Raw genomic sequence first — 21,383 nt, 5'->3', positions numbered from 1 at the left:
CGGGCGCCGCGGTGGCCGCAGGAGCGGGGCGAGGCGGCAGGTGCCACCTCGGCCCGCTCCGGCATGACCGCCGGATCGCGATCCGGCGGAGGTGCGGCCCCGGTCTCCCGGCCTGGTCGGGAAGCGGGGTGGGTACCTCGGTGCAAGGAGCGAACGGGCGCGCCCGCCCGTTCGGGGAGAGGCGAGAGGAAAGGATGGCCGGCATGCGTGCGGTCGTCGTCGAAGGACCCGGTCAGATCACGGTCACCACGGTGCCCGATCCCACCCCGGGCCCGAACGATGTCGTGGTGGCGGTGGATGCCTGCGGGCTCTGCGGCACCGACCTCCACCTGGTGGACGGGGAGATCCCGGTGGTGAACTACCCGATCACCCCGGGCCACGAGCTGGCCGGCCGGGTGGTCGCGGTGGGCAGCGAGGTCACCCGCCTCGCCGAGGGCGACGCCGTGGCGGTGGACCCGTCGCTGCCCTGCGGGGAGTGCCGGTACTGCCGCAAGGGCAAGGGCAACCTGTGCGAGCCGTGGCAGGCGATCGGCATCAGCTCGCCCGGTGGTGCGGCCGAGTACGTCCAGGTGCAGGCCAAGAAGTGCTACCCGCTGCCGGAGGGCATCTCGCCCACCGCGGCGGCGCTGATCGAGCCGCTGTCCTGCGCGGTGCACGGGCTGGACAAGGCTCCGCACGACCTCACCGACGACGTGCTGATCTACGGCGCGGGCACGATGGGGCTGCTGCTGGCGCAGCTGCTCAAGCGCGCCGGGGTGCGCAGCCTGTCGGTCGTGGACCGCAGGCAGGACCGGCTCGCGGTGGCCGAGTCGATGGGCGTGAGCGCGATCGCCACCGACGCCTCCGCGCTGGACGAGGCGGCCGAGGGCTGGGACCTGGTGGTGGACGCCACCGGCGTCATCGCCGCCATCGAGGACGGGCTGGGCCGGGTCCGCAAGGCGGGCACGTTCCTGCAGTTCGGCGTCGCGGACGCGGCGAAGACCGCGAACTTCTCCCCGTTCAAGGTCTACAACGAGGAGATCACCATCGTCGGTTCGATGGCGGTGCACAACAGCTTCGACCGCGCGCGGGACCTGCTGGTCGCGGGGGCGATCGACTCGGACGCACTGATCACGAACACCGCGGGCCTGGACGACTACGCCGCCGCGCTGGAGGAGTTCCGCACCGGCACCGGTCTGAAGACGCTGGTCCTGCCCTCCCAGTGACGGCTTCCGCCACCGCCCGGCCCACCCCCGTCCGGCCGGGCGGCGGCGGACACGGGGTCCGCGCACGCGGGCCCACCGGGTGGACGGCCCAGCGGCCCGCACCCGCGAACGGGCCGTTCACCGCCGCGTTGACGGCGGAGCCGTCGCAGGCCCTGCCGCGCTCACCACGACGCCCGGAGCCCGGGGGTGCGGCTAGGGCGTGGAGTCCGCGGCGGGGGAGCGGCGCTCGGGCGGCGCGATCACGTCCACCTGGGTCACCTGCGCGGTCCGGCCACGGCCCGCTTCCCGGTCCGCGCGGTCCTGCTCCGGCGGGTCCGCCGGCCCGGACCCACGCCGGAAGCGGTTCAGCCCCAGCGGGTCGAACCGCACCAGCGACAGCCCGGCGAGCACCGCGGCGCCGACCCCGACCGCGACGAACGGCCAGTTGTACATCGCCTGCTCGCCGTCCGGGTAGTAGGCCAGCACCAGCACCACCGAGGAGCCCACCACGTAGGACAGCGCCCGCGGCGTCCACCGCAGCGCGCAGCCCAACGCCAACCCCCAGGTCAGGTACCACGGCAGCACCACGGGCGAGAGCAGCGCGGCGGCGAGCAGCGCGATCGCGGCCCGGCGCACCGCGGTGGTGCCGCCTTCCTGCGCGCGCCACCACTGCCAGACCAGCACCCCGGCCAGCGCCAGCGAGCCGAGCGTGCGGCCGACCTCGACGAACGGCCCGCGGTCCACCTCGACGAACAGCGACACCAGGCTGTGCACGGCCTGGCCGATGCCGGTCGGCGCGGACAGGTAGTTCACGATCATGCCGGGCGCGGAGAGCGCGGGCAGCCAGCCGAACCCGACCTTGGCCAGCGCCATGCAGGCGGCGAACACGGGCACGAAGATCGCGACCGAGGCGGTGCCCGCCCGCAGCAGCTGCTGCCAGCGGTTGCCCGGCAGCCGCGCCGCCCAGATCCACACCAGGAACGGCAGCGCCACCCCGGCGGTCGCCTTGATCGCCATGGCCAGCGTGACCAGCGCGATCCCGCCCGCGTGCCGGCCGCGCAGCACGAGCAGCGCGCCCATCGCCAGCAGGCCGATCATGAGCATGTCGTTGTGCGGGCCGCCGACCAGGTGCACGACCGTCATCGGGCTGGCGGCGACGAGCCACAGCGCGACCGGCAACCGGCCCCCGAGTTCGCGGACCAGACCCGGCAATGCGAAGATCAACATGACCAGGCCGCAGAGCAGCACCAGGCGCATCACGATGACACTCGAGATCATGCCGTCGCCGGCGATCAGGATCACGCCCTTGGCGATGCCCATGAACAGCGGCCCGTACGGGGCCGGGGTGGTCTGCCACGTCGGGTGCACGTTGTCCGGGATCGGCCCGGTCAGCGTCGAGGGCCCCACCGCGTAGGGGTCGATGCCGTGCAGCGCGAGCAGCCCTTGGCCCAGGTAGCTGTAGACGTCCCTGGTGAACAGCGGCGGCGTGATCAGCATCGGCAGGATCCACGCGGCCGTCGCCGCCAGCACGCCCCGGGAATCCACCAGCTTCGCCAGCACCCCGCGGCCCAGCCGCACCCACGCCCAGACCAGCACCCCGAAACCGGTGTAGAGCACGGCCAGCGCGAGATCCCGGCCGTGGCCGTAGCGCATCGCCGACAGCGGACCGGAGCCGAGGATCGGATCGTGCACGAGCACGCCCGCGCCGCCGAACGAACCGGCCAGCAGCAGCAGCGAACCGATCGTCCCGAGGGCGATGGTCCGCAGCGGTAATCGGCCGCCGCGGGCGCTCAGGTCGCGCGCTGCCTCGCCGGTGGGGCGATCAGTGCTCGGGGCTGGGGATCCGGCACCGCGTCGGGCCCGGTGGGCCTCGGCCGCGGCGCCCGGTCGGGTGGTCGGACTCGGGGGCATCGTGCGCTCCATGTTTCCACACGGTGATCCGCCGCCGGGCGGGACCGGGCCCCGGTGACCACTTCGTGATCAACCGGGCGCCGGTGCACGCGCGGTCGAATCCGGGTCACAGCGCGGTGACGCCGACCGTCGAGCCCGGCTCCACCTTGCTCCCCGCGAGCGGCAGCTGGCCCAGGATCAGGCTGTCGGGGCGCTCGAAGAACGAGTGCACCTCCAGCGTCAGGCCCAGTGCCGCCAGCTCCTGCTTCGCGTCCTCGGTGCGCTTGCCGTTGAGGTCGGGCACGGTCACCGCGTTCGACAGCACCACGCCCACCCGGGGCTTGCCGGAGAGCTTCACGACCGTCTCCGGCGCCGGATCGGTGGTGATCACGTGGTCGCCCTCGACGTTGGAGTCGAACTGCCTGCCCGCCTCGTACGGTTCGAACCCGGCGGCGGCGAGCGCGGCGAACGCCTCGTCCTTGCTCGCCCCGGTCACGTCCGGCACCGGCACCGGCGGCGGGCCCTTGCTGACCACGATCCGCACCGTCGAGCTGATCGGCAGCTCGGTGCCCGGGCCGGGGTCGACGCTGAGCACGGCGCCTTCCGGGACCTCGGTGTCGTACTGGTCGGCGGAGGAGTCCCGCTCGGGGCGCAGCGACGCGTCGCGCAGCGCCTGCTCCGCCTGCTCCAGCTCGGTGCCCTTGGCGATGTCCGGCACCTTCGGCCTGCCCAGCGACACCACCAGGTCCACCGACTGCCCGCTGAGGATCCGCGCGCCCTGCTTCGGCGAGGAGCTGATGACGGTGCCCGCGGGCACCTCGTCGTCGAGCTGCCGGGTGATCTCGGCGCTGAGGTCGGCGCCGCGCAGCACCTGCTGGGCGACCTCCTCGGTTTCGCCGACGACCCGCGGCACCTGGATGTAGCGGCCGCTGCCCATCCACCAGGCGGTGCCGCCGAGCAGGCCCGCGACCACCAGGATCGCCAGCGTGATCAGCGCGAACCGGCGGCCGCCGCGCCTGCGCTCCTGCTCGTGCCGCTCGGCGGGCGACGGGCGCACCGCCGCGATCTCGTGCGTGGTCTCCTCGGGTTCGGGTGGCCGCGGCATGGCGCGGGTCCCGCGCGGCCCGCCGGAGGGGCCGTAGGCGTCGGGCACCGAGGCCTCGGTGATCGGGGCGATCCGCTCGGTCGGCGGCCCGCCCGGGTCGGCCGAGACCATCTCGGTGCGCTGCTCGGACACCGGCACCGGGACCGGTACCGGGCGCAGCCCCAGCTCCGCGCTGATCCGCTCCAGCTCGCGCAGGAACGCCGCGGCGTCGTCCGGGCGGCCCGCCGGGTCGCGCCGGGTGGCGCGCAGCACCAGGTCGTCGATCGCGGGCGGCAGCTCCGGGGTGATCTCGCTCGGCGGCGGGACGTCGGCGTTCACGTGCTGGTAGGCCACCGACAGCGCGGTGTCCCCGGCGAACGGCGGGCGCCCGGTCAGCAGCTCGTAGAGCACCACGCCCGCCGAGTACACGTCGGTGCGCGCGTCCGCGTCCCCGGTCGTGACCTGCTCCGGGGACAGGTAGGCGACGGTGCCGAGGACGACGTTGCCGGTGGTGCTGCCCGCCGATGCGGTCGCCCGCACCAGGCCGAAGTCGGCGACCCGCACCGAACCGTCCAGCCCGACCAGCACGTTCTCCGGTTTGATGTCGCGGTGCACCATGCCCGCGTGGTGCGCGGCGGCCAGCGCCGAGAGCGTCGGGCGCAGCACGCTCACGGCCATCGGCAGCGGCAGCACGCCCTGCTCCAGCAGCACTTCGCGCAGCGTGCAGCCCTCCACGAGCTGCATCACCAGGTACACCCGGTCGCCGTCGACCTCCCGGTCCACGCCCTGGTCGTAGACGGCGACGACGGACGGGTGGTGCAGCCGGGCGGCGGACCGCGCCTCCAGCTCGAAGCGCTCCACGAACGACGGGTTCGCCGAGTAGTGCGAGTCCATCACCTTGAGCGCGACCGGCCGGTCCAGCCGGGTGTCCAGCCCGCGGTAGACGACGGACATGCCGCCGCGCGCGATCACCGAATCCACCCGGTAGCGGCGCTCCAGCATGGCTCCGACGAGCTCCGAGCCGCCGCCGGGTCGTGTTCCAGGAGTCATGGTGTGTCCGCCAACCGCAGGGATGTCCGCTTGCCTGCGACGATTGTTCCAGGGCTCGCGGACCGCGCCTCCGCCCGGTGGGCTACGGCGCGCCGCGCCGGTCACCGGATCGATGATGACCCTTCCGGGGCACGCTCCCGATGGGCCGTTGTGGCATCGTGTTCGGGGTGAGTGCTATCCCCGCTGCCCCGGATGTGCTTGCTCCAGATGTGGAGATGACACCGCTGCCCGACGTCGCAGAACGTCTGGGCCTGGTGGTGACCCGGGTGCACCAGCTGATCCGTGACGGCCACCTGCTCGCCATGCGTCGCGACGGCATCCTCGTCGTCCCCGCCGCGTTCCTCACCGAGACCGCGGTGGTGAAGGGGCTGGGTGGCACGATCACCCTGCTCCGCGACAACGGCTACAACGAGGACGAGATCCTCACCTGGCTGTTCACCCCCGACGATTCGCTCCCCGGCACGCCCATCGAGGCGCTGCGCGGCGACCGCGGTCGCGAGGTGAAGCGGAGGGCGCAGGCGATGGGCTTCTAGGCCGCCGCCGCGGGCGCCACCGGCCCCCGCGCGTTCCGGACCGTCGGCGTCCGGAGAGATCGACCACAGCCGACACCCGTTCCACTCCGATGCCGGGTCGCTCCCACGAGCGGCCCGGCATCGTCGTTCTCGCAGGGCAGCGCGAGGGCTCCGCGGTGGAACACGTCGGAGGGCCCTGGAGTTCGTTCACCTGATGGGCCCCGTGATTGAAACGTGATTTCACATTCGGATGTTCTCATGGTGGAGAACTCGGATCGCATCGCCGCGCCCGCTCCCGTGCAGCCGCGGCGATCGGGCGCGCCCGGAAAGAGGAGGCAGGCAAGCAGTTGCGCCCGTTCACCACGGTCTGGAGCGCTTTGATCCCGGCAGCGTCCTCGTACCTGCTGCTCACCATCTCCGCCGCCCTGTTCGCGGTGGTCGTGCGCAGTCGCAGGTTCACCGTCGTCCCCGCGCTGCTGGTCTCCGCCGTGGACGCGGTGCTGCTGTACTCGCTCTTCCTCGTCGGCTACCTGGTGGCGGCGCCGCAACCGGCTCCTGCGGGCGTCGCGGTGCGGCTGGTGCCCGGAACCGACCTGGGGGCGGCGCTGCAGGCCTCGCCCGGGGACCTGCTGCCGTGGTTGCAGCTGGTGGGGAACCTGCTGCTGCTGGCGCCGTTCGGTGCGCTGGTGCCGGTGCGGGTATCCTGGTTCGGCGGTTGGGGCCGGATCGCGGCCGGTGCGCTGGCGGTCACCTGCGGCATCGAGTTCCTGCAGTACACCGTGCTCACCGGGCGGGTGGTGTCGGCCGACGACGTGCTGCTCAACGCCTCCGGCGCGCTGCTCGGCGCATTGGTCACCCGGCCGTGGTGGGGCCGGTTGCCGCGGACGCTCACCGCGGCCCGCCCGCTCCGCGCACGGCACGCGCTGCGGCCGCAGTACGCCCGGTGATGCGCCGCCGAATCGGCGCGCCGGAATTCCGCACCGCGAATCGGCGGGCGTTAGAGCGGAATTCGCGGGAATCACGCGGAATGCACGGCGGGAGCCGCCGAGATCAACCGGTGATCCGCCGCGCGGCCAGCTTCCCGGAGATCAGCACCGGCGGCACCCCCACCCCCGGCGTCGTCCCCGACCCGGCCAGCACCACGTTCTCCGGATCGCGCAGCAGGTTCCGCGGCCGGAACGGCCCGGTCTGGGCGAAGGTGTGCGCCGCCGAGAACGGGGTGCCCGCCGCGTGTCCCTGCGCCGCCCACCCGGCGGGCGTGACGACGCGCTGCACCTCGACGGACTCGGCGAACCCGTCGAAGCCCCGCGCCTCCAGCACCGCGAACAGCTCGTCCCGGTAGGCCGGGCCGATCCGCTCCCAGTCGAACCCGGCGGTGCGCAGGTTGGGGCACGGGGCCAGCACGTAGTGCAGCTCGCGGCCCGCCGGGGCCAGCCCCGGATCGCTCGCCGTCGGCCGCGTCACCAGCAGCGACGGATCGCTCATCAACCGGCCGTCCCGGATGATCTCGGTGAAGGTGCGCTCCCAGGCCGCGCCGAACGAGATCGTGTGGTGCTCGGTCCCCGGCCAGGAACGCGTCGTCCCCGCGTGCACCACCACCGCCGACGGCGACCAGCGCAACCGCCGCCGCTGCCGCCCGCCGAGCAGCCGGTGCACCACCGGCAGGTCCGGGGTGAGCACCACCGCGTCCGCCGGGATCCGCTCCTGCCCGGCGTGCACCGCCACCACCCGGTCGCCGCGCCGCTCCAGCCGCCGCACCTCGGCGCCGTAGCGGAACCGGACCCCGGCCGCGGCCGCGGCGTCCGCCAGCGCGGTCGGCAGCGCGTGCATGCCGCCGCGCGGGAACCACACGCCGCCGACCGTGTCCATGTACGAGATCACCGCGTACAGCGCCAGCGCCCGCCGCGGATCCAGCCCCGCGTACAGCGCTTGGAACGAGAACACCCGCCGCAGCCGCTCGTCGCGCAGGAAGCTCCCGATGGCCGGGCCGAGCCGGCCGAAACCGCCCAGCACGGCCAGCCTGCCCAGCTCCGGCCCGACCAGGTCCAGCGGCGAGTCGAAGTTCGCGTCGATGAACCGGCCCATCTCGGCCCGGTGCACCTCGGTGAGCCAGTGCCGCAGCCGCCGGTACCCGGCAGCCTCGGCCGGGCCCGCGAACCGGCGCACCTCCTGCTCCATCGCCGCGCCGTCGGTGTGCACGTCCAGCGCCGAGCCGTCCGCGAACCGCGCCCGGTACGCCGGGTGCAGCGGGATCAGCTCCAGCCGCTCGGCCAGCGAGGAACCCACCGCGGCCAGCGCCTCGTCCACCAGCTCCGGCATGGTCAGCACCGTCGGACCGGTGTCCACCCGGTAGCCGTCCAGCTCCAGCAGGCCCGCGCGCCCGCCCGGCAGCGGCTCCCGCTCCACCACCGTGACCGAACGGCCCGCACCGGCCAGGTGCAGCGCGCACGCCAGGCCCGCGAGCCCGGCGCCCACGACGACGACGTGCTCGGTGCGGCCCGGGACGCGGCGCATCAGTGGGTCCGGTCGGTGACGGCCTCGGCGAGCTCCGCGAGCCGGGTCTTGGCCGGTTCGGCCAGGTCCGCCTCGTGCAGCGTGCGGTGCGCGGCGGCGGTGAGCTGCGCGATCCGGTCCTCCACGGCCTGCTGCGCGCCCAGCCGCACGAGCACCTCGCGGGCCGAGTCGATCCGCTCCGGCGAGACGTCCGGATCGCCGAGCACCGCGCGCAGCTCGGCCGCCCGCTCCTCGTCACCCCGTTCGCCGGCCACCCGCAGCGCCTCCGCGATGAGCAGCGTGCGCTTGCCCTCCCGCAGGTCGTCCCCGGCGGGCTTGCCGGTGACCGCCGGGTCGCCGAACACGCCGAGCAGGTCGTCGCGGAGCTGGAACGCCACCCCGATGTGGTGCCCGAAGCTCTCCAGCGCCGCCAGCACCGCGGCGTCCGCTCCCGCGATCTCCGCGCCCAGCTGCAGCGGCCTGGCCACGGTGTAGGACGCGGACTTGAGCTCCGCGACCCGCAGCGCCGCCTCCGGGGTCTCGTCCCCGCGAACCTGGCTGAACACGTCGAGGTACTGCCCGGCGAGCATCTCGGTCCGCATCGCCCGCCACGGCCGCAGCCCGCGGGCCAGCTGCTCCGGCTGGAGCCCTGCGCAGTGCAGCATGTCGTCGGCCCAGGCCAGCGCCAGATCGCCGAGCAGCACCGCCGCGCTCATCCCGAACTGGGCGGCACCCCCGGCCCAGCGCTCCCGGTGGTGGGCGTGGGCGAACTCGCGGTGCACCGTCGGGCGGCCGCGGCGGGTGTCGGATTCGTCGATCAGGTCGTCGTGCACCAATGCGCAGGCCTGGATGAGCTCCAGCGCGCTCGCGGCCCGCAGCATCGCCTCGGCCGCCGGGCCCTCCGCGGCACCGCCGGCCGCCCGCCATCCCCACCACGCGAACGTCGGGCGGATGCGTTTGCCACCGCCGAGCACGAAGCGGCTCACCTCCCGCGCCGCGGCGGCGAACCCGCCGTCGAGCTCGGTGCACTCGGCGAGCCGGGATTCCAGGTGTTCGGCGAGGGTGCGTTGCACCTGACCGGGCAGATCGGAGTCCACGGCGTCCTCGGTGGTCGTGTCCGCGGGGGTGTTCAGCTGCGGTGCGGATTCCTTGATGGGCACGGGCACCATCCTGCGCGACGCGCCCGGCAGGTCGGCGCACGGGGCCGGGCGCCCGGCGCGACCACCGGTCACCGGACGCGATCACCGGCTTCGGCGCGGTCCCGCTCGTGCGTGCGCTGCGCGAGCAGCCCGATGACGACCACGGCGCCGAGCACCACGGCCGCCAGCACCATCGTCCAGATCCAGCCGACGCCGATCCCGGTGCCCGCGTACTGGAAGGTGGCGTTGAGCTGGTTGACCTCGCCCGGTTCCGGCGCCCACGTCACGACCCCGGAGGTCTCCTTGCCGTTGGTGGAGGTGATCTCGCCCGGAGCGGTCAGCTCGATGCGCACCGCGGAGTCGGTGTCGGCCAGCGGCGTCAGGTCCAGCATCGTGGTGAACTCCACCAGCGACCCCCGCCGCTCCAGGTGCAGCTGGTAGCGGGACTCCGAGGGGCTCAGCGCGTTGCTGAGCCGCTCCAGCTCCTCGAACTCCAAGTCCTGGAACGACAGCCGCGAACCCACTCGGCCCTGCTCCTCGAACGGCGCCACCTGCACCCGGTCGGCGAGGTCGTCCGGCGGGTGCAGCCGGAACGGCACCTGGCCGTCGGGCGTGTCGGTGGTCAGCACCAGCTCGCCGGAGGTCTTGTCGTCCTCGGTGAGCGCCACCGACGCCGTGGTGTGCAGGCACCCGCTCAGCAGCGTGCCGACCAGCACCAGCAGCAAACCCAGACCGGCTCGGCGGCCGGCGCGCATCGTTTCGCCTCGCACGCCGGTGATGCTCGCACCGGCCGGGACTGATCGCCGCGTTCCGCGGTCGCCCGCGATCACCCGTCGAACACCGAAGGTGGCCGGGCGCGCACCCCGGCGCGATAACCTTCGCCCCATGGCATCCGAGCGCACTGGCGTCCACCAGATCAGCGACCGCTTCGTCGACGAACTCGCCGAACTGGACCCGATCGAGGCGACGGCCCTCGGCCTTCCGGGTGGTGATGAACTGCTGACCGACTACTCGCCCGACGGCCACCGCGCCCGCGGCGAGCTGGCGCGCCGGGCGCTCGCGGAGATGACCGCCGCCGAACCGGCCGACGCGGGCGAGCGGGCCGCGAAGGCGGTGTTCCTGGAACGCATCGGGCTCGACGTGGAACTGCACGAGGCGGGCGAGGACCTGGCCTCGCTGAACGTGATCGCCAGCCCGGTGCAGAACCTCCGCCAGATCTTCGACCTGATGCCGACCGACACCCCCGAGCAGTGGCGCACCATCGCGCGACGCCTCGAACGGATGCCCGCCGCGGTGGCGAACCTGCGCGCCGGACTCGCCGAAGCGGCCGCGCAGGGGCGCGTCGCCGCGATCCGCCAGGTCACCAAGGTCGCCGAGCAGTGCGAGACCTGGGCAGGCGCGAACGGTCGCGACTCCTACTTCGCGAGCCTCGTCGGCCGCGCCGAGGTCCCGGACGCGCTGCGGTCCGAACTGGACGCCGCCGCCACCGGCGCGGCCCGCTCCTACGCCGAGCTCGCGGGCTTCCTGCGCACCGAACTCGCGCCGCGCGCGCCGCAGGCCGACGCCGTCGGTGAGCAGCGGTACCGGTTGTGGTCCCGCTACTTCACCGGCGCCGCCCTCGACCTGCGCGAGGCCTACGAGTGGGGCTGGGCCGAGTTCGCCGGCATCGAAGCCGAGATGAAGCAGGTCGCCGACCGCATCCGCCCCGGCGCCACGCTCGCCGAAGCCGCCGCGCAGCTCGACGCCGACCCGCGCTACCGGGTGCACGGCCAGGACGGCCTCCAGCGGTGGATGCAGCGGCTGTCCGACCAGGCGCTGCACGACCTGCGCGGCACCCACTTCGACATCCCCGACGAGCTGATGGCGCTGGAATGCCGCATCGCCCCGCCCGGTGGCGGCGTCGGCGCCTACTACACCGGACCCACCGACGGGTTCACCCGGCCGGGCCGGATGTGGTGGTCCGTGCCCGCCGACCGCGAGGAGTTCCCCACCTGGCGGGAGACCACCGTCGTCTACCACGAGGGCGTTCCCGGCCACCACCTGCAGATCGCGACCGCCGTGCACCAGGCCGAGCGGCTCAACAAGTTCCAGCGGCTGGCCTGCGTGGTGTCCGGGCACGCCGAGGGCTGGGCGCTCTACGCCGAGCGGCTGATGCGCGAGCTCGGCTACCTCGGCGACGACGGCGACCTGCTCGGCATGCTCAACGACCAGCTGTTCCGGGCCGCGCGGGTGATCGTGGACATCGGCATGCACCTGGAGCTGGAGATCCCCGCCGGGACCGGCTTCCACGAAGGGGAGCGGTGGACGCCGCAGCTCGGCGCGGAGTTCATGCTCACCCGCACCGTCGCCGAACCGGCGCAGGTGCACGACGAGATCGACCGCTACCTCGGCTGGCCGGGGCAGGCGCCGTCCTACAAGATCGGCGAGCGGTTGTGGCGGGCGGCGCGGGACGACGCGCGGGCGCGCTACGGGGCGGAGTTCGACTCGAAGGACTTCCACCGGCGGGCGCTGGAGCTGGGGTCGATGGGCCTCGACACCCTCCGGGAGCAGCTCGCCGCGCTCTGACCGCCTGCCCCCCGAAGCTCGTGCCGCGCGGCACCGGGGTGGCGGGACCGCCCGTCTTCCCACTTCAGCTGCGGAGTGCTCGGGTGGGCACCTCAGCGGTTCCCCCCCGCTGCGGGATCGGTGGTCGTGCACAGCGACATCGCCGTCCTCGTGGGGGAACCGCGGAGAACCCGCGGGTGGTCTCGCCGCTCGGGTGGCCGGTGGCTCAGCGGCTCCGCCGCCCGGATCGGTCAGGCGGTCTCCAGGGGAAGGCTGCGGCCCAGGACCGCGAACGGGCGCGGGTCGCCGGTGAACCGGTAGTGGCGCAGGACGTCGCCGAAACCGACCCGCCGGTACAGCTTCCACGCCCGGGTCGGGCCCTCCGGCGTGGACAGCAGCACGGCGTTGCCGGCCGCCCCGTCGAGCAGCCTGCGCAGCAGCGTCTCGCCGAGCCCGCCGCCCTGGCTGTCCGGGCGCACGTGCAGCTCGGTGAGTTCGAAGTAGTCCCGCATCCACTGCTCGGCCTCGGCGCGCGGGGTGACGGTGAGCATGCCGCGGAACACCTGCTCGTGCCACCACTGCCCGGGCACGCCCAGGTAGCCGTAGCCGATGCCGACGAGCTCGTCCTGCTGGTCGAACGCGGCCACGCAGCGCCAGCCCGCCCGCATCATGTGCGCCGACCACATGGGGGCGCGCTGCTGCGCGGTGGACGGCGGGTAGCCCATCGCGTCCACGTAGACCTGTAGCGCTTCGGCCAGGCGTGCCCTGAGCTGGTCTGCGGTCAGCTCGACGATGCGGTCGATGTGCGGTGAGGGCGCGGCTGTCACGAGCCGAACACTAGAGGGTCGGGCAAGGCCCGGTGGTGTGCGGTCCTGCTCGGCGGCGCCGGGCTCGGTGCGCAGGGGTTCCGGTGTCGGTGCTGGTGGGCGGGGCGCGCTGGACGTGACTCGAACAGGTGATCTACGGCTCGGTCCTTGAGCGCGCCGCCGAGCCGGTCTAGTCTGGAGCCAGTCGAACTGAGGTTCGAGTCCGTCGGATCCGCGCCACGGGTACCGGACTCGCGGGACTTCGGTTCGCACGTCACGTCCGGTGGCGGGGTGGGGGAAGTACCTCGTCACCGGACGGCCGGCTTCCCCCCGGCTCACCACGTCCCACCGCGGTCCGGCGCGCTCCGGCGTCCGGATCGGCACCGTCGTGACCGAGCGGAGAACACCGATGTCCCAGCACCTGCCCACCTCCCGGTACCGGCGCGGACCGCTGCCCATCCCGGCGCCGCGGCGCCCGGTCGACGCGCCGCTGCGCCAGCGGTGCGAGCCGAACCCGGCGCGTCGCGGTGACCGGCGCAAGGACGGCGACGACTGGCTGCCGGTGACCGCCCCGCCCGCGCCCGCGGGTGCTCGTTCCCTGCTGGCGCAGGCCAAGGGGTGCCTGCTCGACGCGCAGGACTCCACCAAGGCCGCCGAGCGCTACGTGTTCGCGCACCTCGCGGCGCTGCGGGCGGCGACCGCGGTCGTCCTCGCCCGGTCCTGGCGGCACCGCGCCCGGCTCTCCGGCAGCGTGTGGCTCCAGCTCACCGAGGTCGCCCCCGAACTGCGCGAATGGGCCGCCCACTTCACCGCGGGCTCGCTGCGCCGCGCCGCGGCCGAGGCGGGCAGTCCCGGGATCAGCCCCGGCGAAGCCGAGCTCTGCCTGCGGCACGCCACCGAGTTCGTCGGCGTCGTCGAACGCGGCGTGTCCGGAGCCGCCCGATGACCCTGCGCCCGCCCGCGGACCTCTCGATCGACACCGGCCGGATGCTGGAGCTCATCGGGGTGGAAGGGCAGCTGCTCACCGCCGCCACCCACGACGTGCACCCGGACGCGCGCGTGCCCGGCGCCTCCGGCCGGACCGTGGCCGAGACGATCTGGTTCCTCGGCGGGCAGTGCGAAGACGCGCTGACCTGGATGGGGGCCTCCGAGCAGGACGCGAGCGCCTGGGTGGTGCCCGATCCGGCGAGCCTGCGCGAGGTCACCGGCCGCTTCACCGCCCGCCTCGCCGAACTGCTCGCCGAGTTCGGCACCCGGCCACCCGGCGACGCCTGTCCCACCTGGTGGCCGGAGGAGCACTCGGTGCGGTTCTGGATCCGCCGGATGCTGCACGCCACCGCGGTGCACCGGGTCGACGTGCAGGGCGCGGCCGGAGTGCCGCGCACCGGCATCGACGCGGACGTGGCGCTCGACGGGATCGACGAGGCGCTGCGGCTGTGGCTCGGCTACCGGCTGCACGCGCTCGGCATCCACGCCACCCGGCGGTGCGTGCTGGGCGTGTCCACCACCGGCGCCGACTGGTCGGTGCACGCCGAACCGAACCGCACCGTCGTGCACCGCACCGGTCCCGGCGCGCACGTGTCCGCGGACGCGGTGCTCGGCGGCGACCCGGAAGCGCTCTACCTGTGGCTGTGGGGACGGCTGCCGGACCGGGAGATCACGACATCGGGGGACCAGGACGCCGTGGCCCAGCTCTGGGGACTGCTCCGCCTGGCGACGCGATGACCGCGTGCGCGGGCTCGTCCCGCGCGGCGGGGCAGGCGGCGGAACCGCCCCGTCCGCCTTCCCGCGCGGGGCTCGGCCGGCGGGACCGCAGCGGTCGCCTCGCCGGCTCCGCCGCCCGCCACGATCCGGCGGGTGGTCACGCGCGGAGGCGGAGGCCCTTCGGGGTGGGGCGGAACCCCGCGTCGGTGAGCACCTCGGCCAACCGGGACCCCCACGCGCCCTCGCCGTCCGCCCGCTGCACCACCAGCTGCTCCAGCCAACCGTCCCGCACCGCGCGCGCGAGCCCGTCCGCCCCGGCGCGCAACACCTGCTCGTCCTCGGTGAACGACAGCAGCGACTTGCCCCCGCGCTCCACGTACAGCACGGCCGCACCCGCGACCAGCACCACCAGCGAACCGGCCTTGCGGCCCGGGCGGTGCCGGGTGTCGCCGACGGCGTCCGGCCAGGGCAGCGCCGCGCCGTAGGGCTGCGCCGGATCCGCGGCGGCCAGCACCACCGCGTCGGCCGCCACGGACCCCCGGCCGTCCGAACCGGACAGCGCGCGCACCCGGTCGATCGCCCCGGGGACCGCGAACTGCGCTGCCCCCAGGCCCTCCACCACATAGCCGCGGCGGCAGCGACCGGACTCCTCCATCGCGCGCAACACCTTGTACACCGCGGAGAAACCGCCGATGACCCGCTCGGTCTCCAACGCGCCGCGGGTCAGCACGCCGTGCCGCTCCAAGAAGGACTCCGCCCTGGCGTGCGCCCGGCGAGTGGGCTCCGCGGCCGGTGCCGGGGCCAGGGACCAGCGCCCGGACACCGCGGGCGGGCCGCTGCGGCTCGGCATCGCGGGCCGGCCGGTGCGCAACCGCGCGTACCGGCCGCGCGGCGCGCTGCGGCGCGGCTTGTGCGCCGCACCCTTCCCGGACACCAGCGCCCGCAGCGGTGCCAACGTGTCGTTGGTGACCCGGCCGGACCACACCAGGTCCCACAGCGCCGCGATCACCGCGTCGTCGGCCGGAGCCTGCTCGCCGCGCTCCACCAGGACCGCGCCTGCGCGGTCGGCCAACGTGCGGAAGAACTGCGCGCCGCCGTCCAGCGTGGACAGCAGGGCGTCGTGCAGCGCGCTCTCCACCGCGGCCTCCGGCAGATCCGGCAGCAGCAGGTCCGCCACGTCCGTCGGAGCGAACGCGATCCACCCGTCCCCACCGGCCAGCGCCCCCGAACCGACCCAGGACACCTCACCGGTGGAGGTCAGCTCGTCGAGCAGCGCGGGCGAGTACCCGGGCAACCGGGAGGGCAGCACCAGCGACTCCAGCGCGCTCGCCGGGATCGGCGCCCCCGCCAACTGCTCGACCACCGCGTACACGTCGTCCACCGTCGGAGCCGTCCGCAGCCGGGCGCCCACGCCGTGCCACGCGGGCAGGAACCGGCCCAGCGCCGCCGGTTCCACCGGCTCCACCTCGGCCCGCAGCCGGGCGAGCGAGCCGCGCCGCAACCGCCGCAGCACCTCGGCGTCGCAGTACTCCAGCGCGCCACCACCCCCGGCCTCCAACGGGCGCAGTTCGCCGCGCACCAACCGGCCCGAGCCGGTGAGCCGGTCCAGCACGTCGTGCACCACGGCGACACCCAGGCCGAACCGCCGCGCCGCGGCCTCGGCCGGGAACGGGCCGCGGCAGCGCGCGAACCGGATCAGCAGTTCCCCCAGCGGGTCCGCCACCGGCTCGGTGAACGCCTCCGGCACCCCCACCGGCAGCGCGACGCCCAGCGCGTCCCGGACCTTGCCCGCGTCCTCGACCGCGATCCACCGGGCCTCCCCGGCGATGCGCACCTCCAGCACGCGCCGCTGCGCCCGCAGCTCCGCCAGCCACTCGGGGCGGATTCCGCGTTCCTCGGCCTCCGCCGCGGACAGGTCGCCGAGGAACCGCAGCAGGTCCACCGCGGACTCGGCGTCCTTCGCCCGCCGTTCCGGGGCGAGCCGCTGCAACTGCCGCTCGACCTCGGCGACCACCTCCGGGTCGAGCAGTTCGCGCAGCGCCTCCGAACCGAGCAGCTCCGCCAGCAGCGTCGGGTCCAGGCTCAGCGCCGCCGACCGCCGCTCCGCCAGCGGCGCGTCCGCCTCGTACAGGAACATGCCGATGTAGCCGAACAGCAGGCTGCGCGCGAACGGCGACGGCGACGGCGTCTCCACCTCCACCACCCGCACCCGGCGGGACGCGACCTGCGACATCAGCTCCACCAGCCCGGGGACGTCGTAGACGTCCTGCACGCACTCGCGCAGCGCTTCCAGCACGATCGGGAACTGCTCGTACTGCGCGGCCACCGCCAGCAGCTGCGCGGACCGCTGCCGCTGCTGCCACAGCGGGGAGCGCTTCCCCGGATCCCGCCGCGGCAGCAGCAGCGCCCGCGCCGCGCACTCCCGGAAGCGGGCGGCGAACAGGGCCGAACCGCCCACCTCCTCGGTGACGACCTGCTGCACCTCGTCCGGGGACAGCAGCACGTCCTCGGCGCTGGGCAGCACGTCCGCGCCCCCCTCGTCCAGCGCGTCGGCGAGCCGCACCACGATCCCGTCGTCCGAGGACGCCACCTGCGGATCGATCCCGCGCCGCTCCCGCAACCGGGCACCGATCGCCAGCCCCCACGGGCCGTTGACCTGCGCGCCGAACGGCGAGTGCACCACCATCCGCCAGTCGCCGAGCTCGTCGCGGAACCGCTCCACCACGATCGTGCGGTCGTCCGGGACGTGCCGCGTCGCCTCCCGCTGCTCGGCCAGGTACGCCAGCAGGTTGTCCCGCGCCCACTCGTCCAGCCCGGCCCGCGCCATCCGCTCGACCGCGTCGTCCCGGTCCGCGGCCACCAGCTCCCGCACGAACGCGCCCAGCGCCCGGCCCAGCTCCAGCGGGCGCCCCGGCGAATCGCCCTTCCAGAACGGCATCCGCGCGGCCTGCCCCGGCGCGGGCACCACGATCACCCGGTCGTGGGTGATGTCCTGGACCTTCCACGACGAGGTGCCCAGCAGGAACGTGTCGCCCACCCGCGACTCGTAGACCATCTCCTCGTCGAGCTCGCCGACCCGCACCCCGCCGCGCCCGGCCTCCTCGTCGCCCGGCGTCGTCACGGTGAACAGGCCGCGGTCCGGGATGGTGCCGCCGGAGGTCACCGCGAGCCGCTGCGCACCCGGCCTGGCCCGCAGCTCGTCCTGCACCCGGTCCCACACGACCCGGGCCCGCAGCTCCCCGAACTCCTCGCTCGGGTAGCGGCCCGCCAGCATGTCCAGCACCGCGTGCAGCGCCGAATCCGGCAGCCCCGCGAACGGGGCCGCCCGCCGCACCACGCGTGCCAGCGACTCCAGCGGCCACGGCTCCACCGCCACCATCGCCACCACCTGCTGGGCCAGCACGTCCAGCGGGTTGCGCGGGAACGACAGCGATTCGATGAGCCCGGCCGCCATCCGTTCCGCCACCACCGCGCAGCTCACCAGGTCACCGCGGAACTTCGGGAACACCACCCCGCGCGAGACCGCGCCCACCTGGTGCCCGGCGCGACCGACGCGCTGCATCCCGGACGCCACGCTCGGCGGCGCCTCGACCTGCACCACCAGGTCCACCGCGCCCATGTCGATGCCCAGCTCCAGCGAGGACGTCGCCACCACGCACGGCAACCGGCCGGACTTGAGCTCCTCCTCCACGACGGAGCGCTGGTCCTTCGACATGGAGCCGTGGTGCGCCCGCGCCACCACCACGGCGGCGCCGGTGGTGATCCCGGAGCCGCCGACCGCCTCCGCGGGGAACCGGTCCGGTTCGGCGGCCTCCCCGGCGCGTTCGGTGGCGAGCTCGTTGATGCCCGCGGTGAGGCGCTCGGCGAGCCGCCGCGAATTGGCGAACACGATGGTGGAGCGGTGCCGGTCGACCAGGTCCAGGACGCGTTCCTGCACCGACGGCCAGATGGACGTGCGCGGCTGCTCGCCGGCGGCCGGGCCGTCCACCTCGCCTGCCGGCTGCCCGAGCTCGGCGAGGTCCGGGACCGGTACCTCCACGGTCACCTCGACCTGCTTGGGGTGCTCGGGCTGCACGGTGCGCACCGGTCGGCCGCCGCCGAGGAACGTGCTCACCTCCGAGACCGGGCGGACCGTCGCGGACAGCCCGATGCGCTGCGCCGGCGCGGCCAGCAACTCGTCCAGCCGCTCCAGCGACAGCGCCAGGTGCGCGCCGCGCTTGGTGCCCGCCACCGCGTGCACCTCGTCGACGATCACCGCTTCCACGCCGCGCAGCGACTCCCGCGCGGCCGAGGTGAGCAGCAGGAACAGCGATTCGGGCGTGGTCACCAGCACGTCGGGGGGAGTGCGAGTGAAGGTGCGCCGCTCGGCGGCCGGGGTGTCGCCGGTGCGCATCCCCACCCGGATCTCCGGCGGGGCCGCGCCGCGGCGCTGGGTGGCCTGCCGGATCCCGGCGAGCGGGGCGCGGAGGTTGCGCTCCACGTCCACCGCCAGCGCCTTCAGCGGCGACACGTACAGCACGCGGCAGCGCCGCTTCGGGTCCTCCGGGAGCGGTGCGGTGGCCAGGCCGTCCAGCGCGGACAGGAACGCGGCCAGGGTCTTCCCGGAGCCGGTGGGCGCCACGACCAGCGCGTGCTCCCCGGCGCCGATCGCCCGCCATGCCCCGTCCTGCGCCCGCGTCGGCGCGTCGAAGGCGCCCCGGAACCAGTCGCGGGTGGCGGGGGAGAAGCGGTCCAGCACGTCGTCCACCCCTCCATGCTGGACCAGCGGACCGACAGCCGGCGCCGGTCGCCGCGCGGGGGGCCTCAGCGGCGGCGGTTCTGCCAGAGCCAGCGGAGGGTGACGACGATCGCGACCAGCAGCATCGCGGCGATCACCAGCTGGCCCAGCGGGCTGGAGAGGCCGGTCGGATCCGCTTGCATCGGCAGCACACCTCGACGGTACCCGGCGGTGCGCTCGGTAGGCTGGTCGCGATGCGACACACCGATTTCCGCGAACGCATGGCCGAGGAGTTCGGCAGGCTGCGCGCCGAGATGCTCGCCGAGGACCACGTGCTGTCGACGCTCGGCGGCCGCACCGCGGACCAGGCCCTGGAGGCCGGGTACTCGCCGAAGCAGGTGTGGTTGGCGCTGTGCGACGTCTTCGAGGTCCCGGCCGCGCGCCGCTGAACCCGTTCTTCACACGCAAGGGTGACAGGGTTGGCGTGTCGGCTCGGTGATCGAACATCCGTTCGCCTATGATCGGATGCGCGGACCGGACCTCGGTGTTCGACCGGGCCCCGTCGCCGGAGAACGGGCGACCGGGTGGCCAGGGCATCCACCGGAGTGTCGGTCCCAACCCGTAGCGTCGTGCGCACACGACGAAGTCCGACTTGACCGAGGTGGACCCCCGATGGCAGCGACACCGGACAAGGGCAAGGCGCTCGAACTGGCCCTCGCCCAGATCGACAAGCAGTACGGCAAGGGATCGGTGATGCGGCTCGGCGACGAGTCGCGGGCGCCGGTCGAGGTCATCCCCACCGGGTCCATCTCGCTGGACGTGGCGCTGGGGATCGGCGGCCTGCCACGGGGTCGCATCGTGGAGATCTACGGCCCGGAGAGCAGCGGTAAGACCTCGGTCGCGCTGCACGCGGTGGCCAACGCCCAGAAGCTCGGCGGCACCGCCGCGTTCATCGACGCCGAGCACGCGCTGGACCCGGAGTACGCCAAGTCGATCGGGGTGGACACCGACGCGCTGCTGGTCTCCCAGCCCGACACCGGTGAGCAGGCGCTGGAGATCGCGGACATGCTGATCCGCTCCGGTGCGCTGGACTGCATCGTGATCGACTCGGTGGCCGCGCTGGTGCCCCGCGCCGAGATCGAGGGCGAGATGGGCGACAGCCACGTCGGCCTCCAGGCCCGGCTGATGAGCCAGGCGCTGCGCAAGCTCACCTCCGCGCTCTACAACGCCAAGACCACCGCGATCTTCATCAACCAGCTCCGCGAGAAGGTCGGCGTCATGTTCGGCAGCCCGGAGACGACCACCGGTGGCAAGGCGCTGAAGTTCTACTCCTCGGTGCGGCTGGACGTGCGACGGATCGAGACGCTCAAGGACGGCTCCGACGCGGTGGGCAACCGCACCCGGGTCAAGGTGGTGAAGAACAAGACCGCGCCGCCGTTCAAGCAGGCCGAGTTCGACATCATCTACGGCATCGGGATCAGCCGCGAGGGTTCGCTGATCGACATGGGCGTGGAGCAGGGCATCATCCGCAAGTCCGGTGCCTGGTACACGTACGAGGGCGACCAGCTGGGCCAGGGCAAGGAGAATGCCCGCAAGTTCATGCGGGAGAACCCGGACGTGGCGAACGAGATCGAGAAGCGGATCAAGGAGAAGCTCGGCATCGGGGCCAAGCTCGACGACGAGCAGGCCGCGGAACCGGCTCCCGTCGAGTTCTGAGCCCGCTCGTGCCGGAAGACGACGACTCCGCCCGTTCGCCCTGGGACGACGAGTCCTCCCGGGCCGGTTCCCGCGGGCAGCGGGCCGGCTCGGTGGCTCGGCGGCGCAGCGGTTCCGGCGGGCGAGGCGTGTGGCGCAGCACGGACCACGCGCCCCGTTCGCCGGACGATGCCGCGGAATCCGGCTCCGGTGCGGCGAGCTCGCCGGACACCGGCGCGTCCGCCGAGTTCGTGTCGGCGGACGGTTCCGCCGCGCGTACCGGCAAGCGCCGTCGCCGCAGCGAGCTGGTCACCGGCGAACCCGAACTCGGCGAACCCGAACTCGGCGAACCCGCACCGAGCGGTCGGCGTGGCGGGCAGCGCCGCGAGGAACGTCCGCCGGGCGTGCCGCAGTCCCCGGAGGCCTCGGCCCGCGACATCGTGTACCGGGGGGGGGGGGGGGGGGGCCCCCCCCCGGGCGGACAGCGGGACCCCCTTGTGGGGCAGGGGGTAGCCGCGGGCGGGGGGGGCGCGGGGGGGGGGAAGTTTGTAGGCCCGGGGGCGGG

At 74.2% G+C, this 21,383-nt stretch carries 15 protein-coding genes; 8 read left to right on the top strand and 7 right to left on the bottom strand.

Annotated features, from left to right (window positions below; genetic code table 11):
* Positions 1-203: 203 nt before the first annotated feature.
* Positions 204-1,205 carry a zinc-dependent alcohol dehydrogenase family protein gene (locus LCD35_RS09840; RefSeq protein ID WP_224955334.1) on the top strand — a complete coding sequence of 334 codons (1,002 nt, stop codon included), beginning with the start codon at positions 204-206 and terminating at the stop codon, positions 1,203-1,205.
* Positions 1,206-1,397: 192 nt separating this feature from the next.
* On the opposite strand, the gene mptB is transcribed toward LCD35_RS09840, so the two are convergent.
* Entirely contained in the window at positions 1,398-3,095 is a 1,698-nt protein-coding gene (gene mptB / locus LCD35_RS09835; RefSeq protein WP_224966420.1) for a polyprenol phosphomannose-dependent alpha 1,6 mannosyltransferase MptB, read from the bottom strand.
* 106 nt (positions 3,096-3,201) lie between these two features.
* A complete protein-coding gene (pknB, locus tag LCD35_RS09830) occupies positions 3,202-5,208 on the bottom strand; it encodes a Stk1 family PASTA domain-containing Ser/Thr kinase (protein ID WP_225044071.1) in 2,007 nt (668 codons plus the stop codon).
* 167 nt (positions 5,209-5,375) lie between these two features.
* On the opposite strand from pknB, the gene LCD35_RS09825 reads away from it, so the two are divergent.
* Together LCD35_RS09825 and LCD35_RS09820 are read left to right on the top strand one after the other, a co-directional pair.
* Complete coding sequence (locus tag LCD35_RS09825) at positions 5,376-5,741, top strand: Rv2175c family DNA-binding protein (protein WP_224955337.1); 366 nt, start codon at positions 5,376-5,378, stop codon at positions 5,739-5,741.
* Between the two features lie 356 nt (positions 5,742-6,097).
* Positions 6,098-6,667: a VanZ family protein gene (locus tag LCD35_RS09820; RefSeq protein ID WP_224955338.1), complete on the top strand. Its 570-nt coding sequence runs from the start codon at positions 6,098-6,100 to the stop codon at positions 6,665-6,667.
* Between the two features lie 103 nt (positions 6,668-6,770).
* Here LCD35_RS09820 and crtI read toward each other — a convergent pair whose 3' ends face one another.
* The 3 genes from crtI to LCD35_RS09805 are packed head-to-tail and all read right to left on the bottom strand — an operon-like array spanning position 6,771 to position 10,122.
* Positions 6,771-8,234, bottom strand: a complete 1,464-nt coding sequence (crtI, locus tag LCD35_RS09815) for a phytoene desaturase family protein (RefSeq protein ID WP_225044070.1) — start codon at positions 8,232-8,234, stop codon at positions 6,771-6,773.
* Entirely contained in the window at positions 8,234-9,382 is a 1,149-nt protein-coding gene (locus LCD35_RS09810) for a polyprenyl synthetase family protein (RefSeq protein WP_374108059.1), read from the bottom strand. Before LCD35_RS09810 ends, crtI begins: the two co-directional genes overlap by 1 nt.
* A 59-nt stretch (positions 9,383-9,441) precedes the next feature.
* Positions 9,442-10,122, bottom strand: coding sequence for a DUF3153 domain-containing protein (locus LCD35_RS09805; RefSeq protein ID WP_224955340.1), 681 nt, complete (start codon positions 10,120-10,122; stop codon positions 9,442-9,444).
* Between the two features lie 115 nt (positions 10,123-10,237).
* Between LCD35_RS09805 and LCD35_RS09800 the strand changes: the two genes are divergently transcribed.
* Positions 10,238-11,917 carry a DUF885 domain-containing protein gene (locus LCD35_RS09800; RefSeq protein ID WP_224955341.1) on the top strand — a complete coding sequence of 560 codons (1,680 nt, stop codon included), beginning with the start codon at positions 10,238-10,240 and terminating at the stop codon, positions 11,915-11,917.
* A 230-nt stretch (positions 11,918-12,147) separates the two neighbouring features.
* On the opposite strand, the gene LCD35_RS09795 is transcribed toward LCD35_RS09800, so the two are convergent.
* Positions 12,148-12,723, bottom strand: coding sequence for a GNAT family N-acetyltransferase (locus LCD35_RS09795; protein ID WP_224955342.1), 576 nt, complete (start codon positions 12,721-12,723; stop codon positions 12,148-12,150).
* A 388-nt stretch (positions 12,724-13,111) separates the two neighbouring features.
* Here LCD35_RS09795 and LCD35_RS09790 point away from each other — a divergent pair, with 388 nt between their 5' ends.
* Positions 13,112-13,648 carry an SAV_6107 family HEPN domain-containing protein gene (locus tag LCD35_RS09790; protein ID WP_225044069.1) on the top strand — a complete coding sequence of 179 codons (537 nt, stop codon included), beginning with the start codon at positions 13,112-13,114 and terminating at the stop codon, positions 13,646-13,648.
* Positions 13,645-14,427 carry a maleylpyruvate isomerase N-terminal domain-containing protein gene (locus LCD35_RS09785; protein ID WP_225044068.1) on the top strand — a complete coding sequence of 261 codons (783 nt, stop codon included), beginning with the start codon at positions 13,645-13,647 and terminating at the stop codon, positions 14,425-14,427. Before LCD35_RS09790 ends, LCD35_RS09785 begins: the two co-directional genes overlap by 4 nt.
* A gap of 136 nt (positions 14,428-14,563) precedes the next feature.
* On the opposite strand, the gene LCD35_RS09780 is transcribed toward LCD35_RS09785, so the two are convergent.
* Positions 14,564-19,153: an ATP-dependent helicase gene (locus tag LCD35_RS09780; protein ID WP_225044067.1), complete on the bottom strand. Its 4,590-nt coding sequence runs from the start codon at positions 19,151-19,153 to the stop codon at positions 14,564-14,566.
* 224 nt (positions 19,154-19,377) lie between these two features.
* Here LCD35_RS09780 and LCD35_RS09775 point away from each other — a divergent pair, with 224 nt between their 5' ends.
* Both LCD35_RS09775 and recA read left to right on the top strand, forming a co-directional pair.
* Positions 19,378-19,572: a DUF3046 domain-containing protein gene (locus tag LCD35_RS09775; RefSeq protein ID WP_224955346.1), complete on the top strand. Its 195-nt coding sequence runs from the start codon at positions 19,378-19,380 to the stop codon at positions 19,570-19,572.
* 223 nt (positions 19,573-19,795) lie between these two features.
* On the top strand, positions 19,796-20,839 hold the full coding sequence (gene recA, locus LCD35_RS09770) for a recombinase RecA (RefSeq protein ID WP_224955347.1): 1,044 nt from the start codon (positions 19,796-19,798) through the stop codon (positions 20,837-20,839).
* The last annotated feature ends 544 nt before the right edge of the window (positions 20,840-21,383 follow it).

The sequence above is a fragment of the Saccharopolyspora sp. 6V genome, from assembly GCF_020176785.1.
GTDB lineage: Bacteria > Actinomycetota > Actinomycetes > Mycobacteriales > Pseudonocardiaceae > Saccharopolyspora_C > Saccharopolyspora_C gregorii.
This window is presented reverse-complemented; position numbering and strand designations above follow the sequence as displayed.